This window comes from Pseudomonas sp. TMW22080 (assembly GCF_022496745.1).
In the GTDB taxonomy this organism is placed as follows: domain Bacteria; phylum Pseudomonadota; class Gammaproteobacteria; order Pseudomonadales; family Pseudomonadaceae; genus Aquipseudomonas; species Aquipseudomonas bubulae.
This window is the reverse complement of sequence record NZ_SCFF01000006.1, coordinates 13571-25168: the sequence shown is the minus strand read 5'-3', so window position 1 is coordinate 25168 and position 11598 is coordinate 13571. Positions and strand designations below refer to the sequence as shown.

At 59.6% G+C, this 11598-nt stretch carries 15 protein-coding genes; 4 read left to right on the top strand and 11 right to left on the bottom strand.

Annotated elements, in window-relative coordinates; translation table 11 throughout:
* Positions 1-81: 81 nt before the first annotated feature.
* The 3 genes from EQV96_RS19680 to EQV96_RS19670 are packed head-to-tail and all read right to left on the bottom strand — an operon-like array spanning position 82 to position 1935.
* Positions 82-615 (bottom strand): DUF2937 family protein, encoded by a 534-nt coding sequence (locus EQV96_RS19680; protein WP_095002687.1) that lies wholly within the window; start codon positions 613-615, stop codon positions 82-84.
* 12 nt (positions 616-627) lie between these two features.
* Entirely contained in the window at positions 628-1404 is a 777-nt protein-coding gene (locus EQV96_RS19675; RefSeq protein ID WP_095002688.1) for a class II glutamine amidotransferase, read from the bottom strand.
* 36 nt (positions 1405-1440) lie between these two features.
* Positions 1441-1935, bottom strand: a complete 495-nt coding sequence (locus EQV96_RS19670; protein ID WP_095024159.1) for an MFS transporter — start codon at positions 1933-1935, stop codon at positions 1441-1443.
* Positions 1936-2036: 101 nt separating this feature from the next.
* Here EQV96_RS19670 and EQV96_RS19665 point away from each other — a divergent pair, with 101 nt between their 5' ends.
* Positions 2037-4082 (top strand): S9 family peptidase, encoded by a 2046-nt coding sequence (locus EQV96_RS19665; protein ID WP_240882280.1) that lies wholly within the window; start codon positions 2037-2039, stop codon positions 4080-4082.
* 131 nt (positions 4083-4213) lie between these two features.
* Here the strand turns inward: EQV96_RS19665 and EQV96_RS19660 are convergent, their stop codons facing one another.
* Positions 4214-4507 carry a hypothetical protein gene (locus EQV96_RS19660; protein ID WP_095018947.1) on the bottom strand — a complete coding sequence of 98 codons (294 nt, stop codon included), beginning with the start codon at positions 4505-4507 and terminating at the stop codon, positions 4214-4216.
* Between the two features lie 82 nt (positions 4508-4589).
* Between EQV96_RS19660 and EQV96_RS19655 the strand changes: the two genes are divergently transcribed.
* From EQV96_RS19655 to EQV96_RS19645, 3 genes are all read left to right on the top strand, one after another.
* Positions 4590-5276 carry a hypothetical protein gene (locus EQV96_RS19655; protein WP_095002691.1) on the top strand — a complete coding sequence of 229 codons (687 nt, stop codon included), beginning with the start codon at positions 4590-4592 and terminating at the stop codon, positions 5274-5276.
* A 52-nt stretch (positions 5277-5328) separates the two neighbouring features.
* A complete protein-coding gene (locus EQV96_RS19650) occupies positions 5329-5703 on the top strand; it encodes a YajD family HNH nuclease (protein WP_016781673.1) in 375 nt (124 codons plus the stop codon).
* Between the two features lie 195 nt (positions 5704-5898).
* Positions 5899-6369, top strand: coding sequence for an RNA methyltransferase (locus tag EQV96_RS19645; RefSeq protein ID WP_016781674.1), 471 nt, complete (start codon positions 5899-5901; stop codon positions 6367-6369).
* A 1-nt stretch (position 6370) separates the two neighbouring features.
* Here the strand turns inward: EQV96_RS19645 and EQV96_RS19640 are convergent, their stop codons facing one another.
* The 7 genes from EQV96_RS19640 to EQV96_RS19610 all read right to left on the bottom strand — a co-directional run bounded on the left by EQV96_RS19640 (position 6371) and on the right by EQV96_RS19610 (position 11586).
* Positions 6371-7420 (bottom strand): AI-2E family transporter, encoded by a 1050-nt coding sequence (locus EQV96_RS19640; RefSeq protein ID WP_095002692.1) that lies wholly within the window; start codon positions 7418-7420, stop codon positions 6371-6373.
* A 74-nt stretch (positions 7421-7494) separates the two neighbouring features.
* Entirely contained in the window at positions 7495-8313 is an 819-nt protein-coding gene (locus EQV96_RS19635) for a DUF4892 domain-containing protein (RefSeq protein WP_240882279.1), read from the bottom strand.
* A 145-nt stretch (positions 8314-8458) separates the two neighbouring features.
* Positions 8459-9313 carry an alpha/beta fold hydrolase gene (locus EQV96_RS19630; RefSeq protein ID WP_240882278.1) on the bottom strand — a complete coding sequence of 285 codons (855 nt, stop codon included), beginning with the start codon at positions 9311-9313 and terminating at the stop codon, positions 8459-8461.
* 12 nt (positions 9314-9325) lie between these two features.
* Positions 9326-10126 (bottom strand): alpha/beta hydrolase, encoded by an 801-nt coding sequence (locus tag EQV96_RS19625; RefSeq protein WP_095002695.1) that lies wholly within the window; start codon positions 10124-10126, stop codon positions 9326-9328.
* A gap of 112 nt (positions 10127-10238) precedes the next feature.
* Positions 10239-10682, bottom strand: a complete 444-nt coding sequence (locus EQV96_RS19620; RefSeq protein WP_095002696.1) for a hotdog fold thioesterase — start codon at positions 10680-10682, stop codon at positions 10239-10241.
* 125 nt (positions 10683-10807) lie between these two features.
* On the bottom strand, positions 10808-11257 hold the full coding sequence (gene sixA, locus EQV96_RS19615; RefSeq protein ID WP_095002697.1) for a phosphohistidine phosphatase SixA: 450 nt from the start codon (positions 11255-11257) through the stop codon (positions 10808-10810).
* On the bottom strand, positions 11254-11586 hold the full coding sequence (locus EQV96_RS19610) for a DUF4389 domain-containing protein (protein WP_095002698.1): 333 nt from the start codon (positions 11584-11586) through the stop codon (positions 11254-11256). The genes sixA and EQV96_RS19610 overlap by 4 nt, the downstream gene beginning before the upstream one ends.
* Between the last annotated feature and the right edge of the window lie 12 nt (positions 11587-11598).

Genomic DNA, 11598 nt, shown 5'->3' with positions numbered 1-11598 from the left:
CCAACTAATAAAAGCCGGGCTCGGGCATAAGAAAAATTTGATTGCTTAACATTTCTTGTGAAAGGGGATATTCCCCCGGGGTCAGTAGCTGCGCTCGCGGCGGGCAATGCGCTCACGCTGGCGTTTGCCGCCGAGCACGACCCAGTCCACCAGCCGCAGGAAACCTTCGATAATGAAGGAGAACAGCAAGGCACCCGCCATCGCCCAACCAATGGCGCTCGGCGACAACAACACCTGGTAGGTGTAGGCGTTCAGGGTTTCTTCGCGAATGGCCGGATCAGCCGCATAGGCCACTTGCAGGGCGCGCATGTACCACGGGCCCTGCATGGCCTGGAACTGCTCATCAAGCAGGCGTTGACGGTTGAGCAAGGTGCCGAGGCTGCCGGCATCACTGCGAAAAACCGGGTCATCGCTGGCCTGGTAATGGGCCACCAGCGCTTGCAGGTCACCCTTGAAAAACTGGTTGGCGGTGTTCTGGAACCCCGCCAACCCGGTCTGGGCCTCGATCAGATGAGCTTCAACACGGTTGGCGTAATCATTGATAAACCCCGGCACTTGCACACCGATCAGCAGGCCAAGGGTAAACAATACCAACCGCAGGTAGCTCAGGAACATACACACCCATCCTTATTCGGTTATGCCCTGGCTGACGCATTCACCGCGTCGCCACAGACTCCATTGGCCCGGTTCGTAGCGTGTCCAGGTTTCGTTTTCAGTCAGTGGCTCGGTGGCAATCACGGTGACTACATCGTTGGGCGTGGTCTCTGCCTGAAAATCGACGATAACATCGACATCTTTCAGGCGCGCCGGGCCAAACGGGGCTCGCCGGGTAATTTGCGCCAGCTTGGTCGAGCAATAGCAGAAAAGCCAGTCGCCATCACTGAGCAGGCAATTGAACACGCCTTTGCTGCGAAACTCGGCGCAGGCCTCAACCAGCACCGGCAGGATGCGTTCGACGTCAACCGGCTCCGGGAAGGCTTCACGAACCCGGTTGAGCAGGTCACAGAACGCTGCTTCGCTGTCGGTATCACCAATAGGGCGGTAAAAACTCGTACTCGGAGAAAAGTCGGCCAACTGGCCATTGTGCGCAAAACACCAGTTGCGTCCCCACAGCTCGCGAACAAACGGGTGGGTATTGGACAGGCACACCTTGCCCACGTTGGCCTGGCGGATATGGCCAATCACCACTTCGCTTTTGATCGGGTAACGCTGTACCAGCAGGGCGACTTCGGAGTCGCAACTGGCGGCAGGGTCCTGGAACAGGCGCAGGCCCCGGCCTTCATAGAAGGCAATGCCCCAGCCATCACGATGCGGGCCAGTACGCCCGCCGCGCTGCATCAGGCCGGTAAAGCTGAACACAATATCAGTCGGGACGTTGGCGCTCATGCCCAATAATTCACACACGCTCGCACTCTCGCATTCAGGCTGGACGAAACAAAATTACAACCGCGGCTCAACCCGTGATGGGCCCGATGCACGCGGCGCACTCTTTGGCGCATAACGATCATCACCAGCCGAACCGAAAGGCTGGTCGTCTTCAGGATCGGCCTGGCGAGCTTTGGCGGCCGCTGCAGCTTGCGCCTTGCGGGCCTTGCCGGCGCGCTCGATCGGCCAGCGGATCAGCACAAATATAGCGTAAACGCACAGTGCAATTATGGCGTACATCAGCAGGTCAGAGACCGCGCGCCAGGCGTTGTCGCCCACTTTAAAGGCCAGATCCAGAGCAGCAATCGCCACTGCAGGGGCAAATTTTTCCTTGACCGGGTCAATGATGGTCGGGCTGAACAGCAACACGGCCATTAATACCCGCAACGGTTCGCGCAACCAGCGCCACATAAAGCGGGTCATGCGGCACCATACGAGCAGGCAGCCCAAAGCAGCAAAGGCGTAAAGGCCCCAGGCGATCAGATAGTCGTTCTCGGTCATGGTATCCATGGTCGGCAGGCAATGAGAGGCTATGATAACGGCTTTTAGGCAGTGCGGCTGCAACGCCGTCAGCGTCACTTATTTTTCATGCAGATTTCAGAGCACACTCAATGACCCAATCAGCCTCCCCAATCAGCGCTCCTATCGCACATAAGATCGAGGGCTCAGACCCTTACTCGTGGCTGCAAAACCGCGACAGTGACGAGGTTTTGGACTACCTGAAAGCCGAAAACAGTTATCAGGAGGCGCAGTTGGCCGACCAGGCTGAATTGCGGGAGACGCTGTTTCAAGAGATCAAGGGACGGATTCGCGAGACTGATCTGTCGCTGCCCTCCCCCTGGGGCCCGTATCTGTATTACACGCGCACCAACGCCGGCGATGAATACGCCCGCCACTACCGTTGCCCGCGCCCGGCCGATGACAGCCAGCAGGTGGACGAGAACGCCGAACATTTGTTGCTGGACCCCAATGCATTGGCCGATGGTGGCTTTATTTCTCTGGGGGCGTTCAGTATCAGCCCCGATCACCAGCGCCTGGCCTACAGCCTGGACACTAGCGGCGAAGAAACCTACCGCCTGTTTGTAAAAGAGCTGGGCAGCGGCACGGTCACCGAGCTGCCGTTTGAAGACTGCGATGGCAGCATGACTTGGGCGAATGACAGCCAGACCCTGTTTTTCGCCGGGCTGGACGACACCCATCGTCCGCACAAGTTGTTTCGCCACACCCTCGGCGAAACAGCTGCCCATGAAGTATTCCATGAAGCGGACGGGAGGTTTTTCCTGCACTGCTACCGCTCTAGTTCTGAACAGCAACTGATTTTGTTGCTTAACAGTAAAACCACCAGCGAAACCTGGGTGCTGGACGCCAACCTGCCGCGCCAGCCCTTCAGCTGTCTGGCACTACGGGTTGAAAACCACGACTACAGCGTCGATCACGGCCTGTTTGAAGGCCAGTGGGCGTGGTTTATCCGCACCAATCAGGACGGCATCAACTTTGCCCTGTATTACGCCTTCGGCGAGGTGCCGTCACGCAATGACTGGCAGCCACTGATTGCCCATAGTGACAGCGTGATGCTGGAAGGCATGACCCTCAACGCCCAAGCCTTGTGCCTGAGCCTGCGCGAGGGCGGCTTGCCCATTATCGAAATCCGCCCCGACGGCCTGACGCCATATCGCGTGCAATTGCCGGACGCGGCCTACAGCCTGTATGTGCAAGACAGCCTGGAATTTGACAGCAAGTACATTCGCCTTCGCTACGAGGCGCTGAATCGCCCGGCACAAGTGCGCCAGTTGACCCTTGCCACAGGCGAGCAAAGCGTTCTCAAGGAAACCCCTGTGCTGGGGCCATTCAACGCCGATGATTACGTCAGCCATCGTTTATGGGCCACCGCCCCCGATGGTACTCAGGTGCCGATCAGCCTGGTGGTCAAACGCGATGTGCTGGGCAAACCTGTGCCGCTCTACCTGTATGGCTACGGGGCCTATGGCGAATGCCTTGACCCGTGGTTTTCCCATGCCCGTCTAAGCCTGCTTGATCGTGGCGTGGCCTTTGCCATTGCCCATGTACGTGGCGGCGGCGAGTTGGGCGAGGCCTGGTATCGCGCGGGCAAGCAGGAACACAAACACAACACCTTCACCGACTTTATCGCCTGCGCCGAACACCTGATCGACCAAGGGCTGACCCGCAACGAACAACTGGTCATCAGTGGCGGCAGCGCCGGTGGCCTGTTGATCGGTGCCGTACTCAATCAGCGCCCGGAACTGTTCAAGGCAGCGATTGCCGAAGTGCCGTTTGTGGATGTGCTCAACACCATGCTCGACCCGGAACTGCCGCTGACCGTCACCGAATACGACGAATGGGGCAACCCGCAAGACCCCGAGGTCTATGAACGGATCAAGGCTTACGCGCCCTATGAAAACGTTACCGCGCAGGCTTACCCGGCAATGCTGGTGATTGCCGGGTACAACGACAGTCGCGTGCAGTACTGGGAAGCGGCCAAATGGGTGGCCAAGCTGCGCGCCAGCAAGACCGACAACAACCTGCTGTTGCTCAAGACTGAACTGGAGGCGGGCCATGGCGGCATGAGCGGGCGTTATCAGGGCTTGCGCGACGTGGCGCTGGAATATGCATTTGTGTTCAAGGTGCTGGGGATTTGACAGCCCCGCCGATCACACCCCTCTTCAACCGTTAGAGATACTGTAACCGTGGGAGCGAGCCTGCTCGCGAAGATCGTTCCCGAGCAGGCTCGCTCCCGCAAAGGCAAAGCATCAGCTCGGTGGATGCACGGTCAATCCTGCGAGCTTTTGCCCTTCGGGTCTTTAAGCTCCAGCCCCGGCAGTGGCTGATCCTTGGGCGGCTGCGGCAGGTCGATCGGTGGCAGCGGTATCAGGCTGCCACTACCGGCCACAGGCTTGGGCACGGCGCGCGGGGTGATTTGCGGGTACGGGGTTGGCGTGGCGGTGCCCGGCGAACCCGGCGCGGCTGTCACGGGGGTAATCGGTACTGTGGTCAATTCCGCTGCCTGGGCCGCACTTATCAAGAGCGCGCACCCTGCAATGGCCGTTAGAATAGTGCGTTTCATCAATCACTCCGTTGCCAGACCGGCTTGTCTGCCCTCAGGCTACTCGTAACCTGCGGTTTTTGCCCCCCTCAATGAGATTTCCATGAAACGTTTTGTTTTGCTCGACACCACTCCGATCCCCGAAAACGGCGGCGCCTTGTGCCTGTTCGAGTATGGCGAAGACTTCGTGATCAAGATTCAGGGTGGTGATGGCGGCCAGCTGATGAACACCCGCATGCACGGCTCCGAAGACGCACTGGCCGAAATACCTTGCCGCAAAGTCGCAGGGCGCCAGCAATCGCGGGTACTGATCGGCGGGCTGGGCATGGGCTTTACCCTGGCTTCAGCACTCAAACATCTGGGTAAAACGGCTGAAGTGGTGGTTGCCGAGCTGGTACCCGGCGTTGTGGAATGGAACCGCGGCCCGCTGGGCGAAAAATCGGGCAACCCGTTGCAAGACCCACGCACCGTGATTCGCATGGAAGACGTGGCCAAGGTGCTGCAAGCCGAACCCAACGGTTTTGACGCAATCATGCTCGACGTCGACAACGGCCCCGAAGGCCTGACCCAAAAAGCCAATAGCTGGCTGTATTCGGCCGGCGGCCTGAGTGCCTGCGCCAAGGCCTTGCGCCCCAAAGGCATACTGGCGGTATGGTCTGCCAGTGCCGACAAACAATTTTCGGACAAACTGCGCAAAGCCGGTTTCAAGGCTGAGGAAGTCCAGGTGTTTGCCCACGGCAACAAGGGCACCCGACACACCATCTGGATTGCAGAAAAAATCAAAGGCTGATCAACAGCTAAACTTAACGACATAACCGTCATTAGTCTTACAAGGTGAACCCATGAGTTCGGCGAATCCACCCTCCCACACCGCCAAGCTGGATCGCATCCTGGCCGATGCCCAGCGTGACCGCGAAATGGGCTATCGCGACAAGGCCCTGAAAATGTACCCCCACGTGTGCGGCCGCTGCGCCCGTGAATTTGCCGGCAAGCGCCTGAGCGAGCTGACTGTTCACCACCGCGACCACAACCACGACAACAACCCGCAGGACGGCTCCAACTGGGAGCTGCTGTGCCTGTACTGCCATGATAACGAGCACTCGCGCTACACGGACCAGCAGTACTTTTCGGACAGTTCCACCAGCAGCCCGAAAATTGCCAAGGCCACCCACAACCCGTTCGCCGCGCTGGCCGGGCTGATGAAAAAAGACGAGTAGCCTGTTTTCGTTGCAACTGCCGAAACTGCGTCCGATTGCGCAGCGATCGTAAAACCAGAGCCCGCGACTTCACGAGTAGACCGCAAGGCTCGGGCTTTACGACGACTCCGTCGCCGGACGCAGCCTGCGGCAGCTGCTACGGAGTTTGGGACAACACAGGTATACTCGCGTCTTTTTTCGCAAGGGCTCGGGCACGTGGCAAACAAACGGTACAGCTGCATTGGTTTGTATAACCCCAAATCACCGGAAAACGTCGGCTCGGTGATGCGTGCGGCTGGTTGCTACAACGTGGCGTCGGTGTTTTATACCGGCAAGCGCTATGAACGCGCCCGCGACTTCATCACCGATACCAAGAAAGTCCATCAGGATATCCCGCTGATCGGTATCGATGACCTGAAAAAAATCATCCCCCTGGGCTGTATCCCCGTCGCCGTAGAAATGGTCGAGGGCGCGCGCCCACTGCCCGAGTACACCCACCCGGATCGGGCGATTTATATCTTTGGCCCGGAAGACGGATCCCTCGGCAAGGATGTTCTGGAATGGTGTGAGGACGTGATTTACATCCCCACCACCGGCTGCATGAACCTGGCTGCAACAGTCAACGTGGTGCTCTACGACCGCTTGGCCAAGGGCAACAATACCCGTTCCGGGCCCAAGTTCGGCTAGGTCAGACCTTGCCTCTGTTCTGCTGGCTGGCACTCCAGTCCACCAGCAGGCTGTAGGCGATGGCGAGCAAGGTGGGGCCGATGAACAGGCCGATAAAGCCGAAAGCTATCAAGCCACCAAACACGCCCAGCAGCACGATCACCAGTGGCAGGTTGCCGCCCCGACTGATCAGATAAGGCTTGAGCACGTTATCGACACCGCTGATGATCAGCGTGCCCCAGATGCCGAGAAAGATCGCCATCCCGTAGTCACCCTTCCAGACCAGCCAGGCCGTGGCAGGCACCCAGATCAGCGGCGGCCCCATCGGAATCAGGCTGAGCAGGAACGTAGCCAGCCCAAGTACCAGCGCCCCCGGCACGCCGGCAATCAAGAAGCCGATCAATGCCAGCAATGCCTGCGCTGCTGCAGTGCCGATCACACCGTTGACCACGCGCTGCACGGTACCGGCCACCAGCTCCTGATAATAATCCGCGCGCTCACCGATCAGGCGCTCCAGCAAACCGTGTACAAAACTCGCCAGACGCGGCCCGTCACGATAGAAAAAAAACACAAAAACAATGCTCAGTGTCAGTTCAAGAATACCGCTGCCGATCTGTGCACTGCGCGCCAGCAACCAGTTACCGACCTGCCCCAGGTAAGGCTTGATGGCCACCAGCATTGCCGCACCCTGCTCGTCGATGGTGTTCCAGATGCCCACCAGACGCTCCCCCACCAGCGGCAGACCGGCCAGCCAGGCCGGCGCTTCAGGCAAACCTTCAAGCTGCACATCCTTGACGAAGGTGGTGGCATCGCGAACATGATCTGCCAGGTTCAACCCCAGCCACACCAGAGGCCCGGCCACCAACAGCATCCAGCCCAGGGTAAGGATGCCGGCAGCGAGCGACTCGCGCCCACCGAGCAAGCGTGTCAGCAGGCGCATCAGGGGCCAACTGGCAAATGCCAGTACCGCGCCCCAGAACAAGGCCGACCAGAAAGGGGCCATCACCCACAGGCTGGCACCGAACAACACCAGGAGCAGAATCTGCACCAGCAGGCGATCGTTATTGAGCATGTGTGTTCCACAGAAAATTCAGAAATCAAAGAAGGACGACGACTACGTAGAGTGTAGTCGTCGTTTACACAGGCTTAACGCAACAGTTCGATGCGCAACCCTTTGGCCTGACCGTCACCCAGTTCCAGGCGCGACGCCCGTACACCGTTAGCGATCAGCGCATCGCGCCAGGCGCCAGCCTTGGCACCGGTTAAACTGACCCTGGAGGTTGCATCCAGGTTCAATGCCCTTGAAATTAACGTCAGCCACTGAGTGTCCGGGTCGCCCGCAAGCTTGGGAAAATCCAGCTCGCCCGTGCTTTTAAGCTGGCGTTGCAGGGTGGCCGAGGTAGGCAACAGTTCTCCCAGGTCGGCACTCGCCTGCATCTGCTCAACGTGCAGATAGGCCTTGCGATTGCCCCGATTGATCCCGTACAGGGCAACCAGCTGGTTCTGAGCGGGGGCCGCACGGCGCAGCAGCAAGTAAGACTGCTGCTCGTCGGAGCCCACCAGCTTGGAATTGCCGAACACTTCATTGGCCCACAGGCTGCTTTCGCCACAGTCACGAGCCTGACACCAGAACAACAACTCGGCGCCCTGCTTTTGCAACGCCTCGCGTGCAGCGGTAAAGGCTTCGGTGGCCGAGTGCTCGGCAGGCAGCTCGTAGGTGACGGCCGTTATCTGACCACGGGCATTGACCTGCCCTTCGAATCGCAGGCGGCCGCTGATCTTGCGGATCGAGCCCATCGGGTAGATACGTTCGACATCGGGCCGCACGCTGTAATCGACAATCTGCGCGTCCGCGAGGCGCGGCACATCCGGCAAATCACTGCTGCCGGGCACATCGATGGCCCAAAGTAACGGGCTCAAACAGCCCAGGCCCAGAGCCAGGATAAATCGGCTGGGTATTTTCATCGGCGCACATCACCGGGTGATGACGTGTGGCTGAGCATCCTCACGATAGAGACCGGGTGGCCTTTCGGGGTCGCAGCGGTGTACAGATCTATCATGGTTGTCTCCCATTTCAACCCGCCAAGCCTCGACAGTTGCTAGCCGCAAGTCAAGGAACAGCGAAGAAGCGATTGAAACAGTCTGCAACAAGGATCGCTCCCGCCTCGTCATTCAGGTGCAAATGATGGCCACCCGGCAACCGTTCCAGGTTGAAGGGTAGCCGATCCAGTAGCTCGGGGTGGCTGGCCAGCATGCCCTGCTGCGCCACCACCAGGGTGGTCGGGCAACTCACCCGTCGTACAAAGGACATCGCCTGCTCGTCACTCAGGCGCAAGGGCGATGGCAAGGTGAGCCGGCTGTCGCTGCGCCAGCTGTAGCCGCCGGGCACGGGCATCAGCCCGCGCTGGGCGAGCAGCTCGGCGGCCTCGCGGCTGACGGCTACCAGGCCTTTCATCCGCGCTTCGACAGCCCGGTCGAGTGTCGGATGCACCGACTTGCGCTTGTGCTCCAGATCGAGCTGCGCCTGCAGGGCCTGGCCCAGGCGCTCGGCGGCATCACCCTCGGGGCCGCTGCGCGCGACAATGCCATCAATCAGCCCCATGCGGGTCACGCGCTCCGGGAACGAACCGGCAATGACCACAGACACAATGGCACCCAGTGAGTGCCCAAGCAGAGCAAAGCGCTCCCAGCCCAGTTGCTCGGCCACGCACAGCACATCAAAGGCATAGTCCGCCAGCGCATAGCCGGCGCCACGGGGACGGTGATCGGAATGGCCATGCCCGGCAAAATCCAGGGCCACGATACGCAAGCCCGTCAGCTTTGGCGCCAGCCGGGCAAAGCTGTTGGCGTTATCCAGCCAGCCATGCAGGGCGATAACAGGCAAGCCATCCTCGGGGCCGAATATATGTGCAGCCAGCTCGATATGCGGCAGGCTCAGACGAATTTCTTCAACCACAGGGCTCATGCGAAATGCTCGTTAAAGGCCGGGATGACGGAGTTCCCAGCGGGCAAAAATCTGTTTCAGCAGGCTGGCGGTATCCTGCGGCTGCTCAAGCGGGAACATGTGCCCGCCCGGCACGCTCAACGCCTCGCCGTTGGGCATGCGCGCCACCGCCCTGGCATGATGGTTCATGACCACGCGGCTGTCGCGACCACGCACCACGGTCAGCGGCACCTGCAGCTTGAAGGCCTGCCCGGGGCTGGTATGCGGAACGCTGCGATAGATATCGATTTCGGTGGCAGGGTCAAAGCGCAACCGCAAACACTCATCCACAGGTTGCAAGCCGTGCTCCAGATAGGCCTCGAAGCAATCGGGGTCAAAGCTGCGAAACAGTGATTTGCCGGCAAAGTAAGCGCGTGCCGCTTCACGGTCGGCAAACTCTTCACGCCGCCCCAGCGTGCGACCGGCGGGGGTCAGGCGATCAATCAGGCCAAAGCGCTTGGCCGCGCGAATCACCCATTGATCAGTGCGCGTCAACACCGGCGAATCCAGCATGACGACGCCCCGGTAAAGCTGCGGGCAGCGGATTGCGGCATGCAAATGCAACATCCCGCCCAGCGAGTGACCCACGCCCAGTACGGGCCCGGCTTGCTGGCGAAGATGATATATCAGCTCATCGACCAGGTTATGCCAGTTGTTGTCCACCGGGTAACGCGGGTCATGCCCGTGCTGTGACAAATGCGTCACGCAAAAATCCGGCGCCAGGGCATTGAACAACTTCCCGTACGTGGCTGAAGGGAAGCCGTTGGCATGGGCGAAAAAAATCTGCCGAGACATACAAGGCATCCAGATGTAGGAAGAATGCCGTATTGTCTGCAGGAATATTCTTCATATCAATGACCGTATGCGCCATGAGTGACGACACTACGGCCATTGACTGACCGTTTGATCACCGCGCTGGGGGTGTTTCACCCAGGGGCACAACGGCGATGGTCAGGCGCGAGATGCAGTTTATTTTACCGCTGTCGTCGCTCAGGCGGATATCCCACACATGGGTGGTGCGACCGATATGGACCGGGCGTGCGATTGCACTCACCCGGCCGCTACGCACGCCACGCAAGTGGTTGGCATTGACCTCAAGGCCCACACAATAGAATTTTTGCGTATCGATGCACATGTAGCTGGCCATCGAGCCGAGTGTTTCTGCCAGCACCACCGAGGCACCGCCATGCAGCAAGCCGAAGGGCTGGTGGGTACGATGGTCCACTACCATGCTTGCGGTGATGGAGTTGTCGTCAAACGCATCGAACGTGATGTCCAGCACATCGCAAATGGTGTTTTTGCGCATTTCATTGAGGCGTGCCAGATCTGGCTGGGTCGTCCACAAGCTCATGTGGTCATTCCTTGGTCAGTGAGTGTTGGTGACGGAGCCACTGGCCCTCGACGCAAGCGTCAAATGCCATTAACCCGCCTCCAACTATCTTGCACTACGACCGTACTGTGCAACCGCTGCAATGCTCAGGGGTGATATGCGCTGAGCAATGTCATGCTGCCCGCCAGCGGCCACTCACCTTCAAGCTCCACCAGGCTGGCCGTGTGCATGGGCTGCGGTTGCCGCATGTGCCCGTGCAGCATCAGGCTGATCAATTCACCTACAAACGGCTGATGACTGACCAACAGCACATTGCCGCTGTCCGGCAGTTTGCCGAGCGCATACTTGGGTTCACTTTCGGGCGTCAGCCAGGGCACGGTGACGGGTGGTGATGAAAAGCCCAGGGCCTGGCAAACCAACGCGGCGGTTTGCTGGGCGCGCACATAAGGACTGACCAGAATGCAGTCCAGCGGCTGGCCAATCAAATGAGCGGCGCTGCCCAGCACCTGCTCACGCCCGTGGGGGGTCAGCTCACGCTCGGCATCACGGCGGGCATGGGGCTCGGCTTCGCCATGACGCAGAATCCAGACTTTCATGGTTTGGTCCCTTCACCATTGGCGCCTGGCGTGTAGGGCGCTTCGCCTTCAGGTGCCCGCGGCACTGGCCAGTCGGCGAACGGCCAGGGTTTTTGTTCGGTGTGAAAACTGCCGAAACGACCGATCTGCGCCAGGTAAAGGCTCAGGCTGTCACCAAAGTTCATCAAGCCGCCATTGGGCGCACCGTAGACCACACGGTAAATCAACTGCACCAGCACCAGCCCGCCAAGAACCAGTTGTGCCACCTGCCAGACCAGCAGGAAAACCAGCATCCACAGCACGCGCAAAACAAGCGACTCGTACTTGGGTGCGTTTTTAGTGTCGTTCATGTGCTGCTCCTG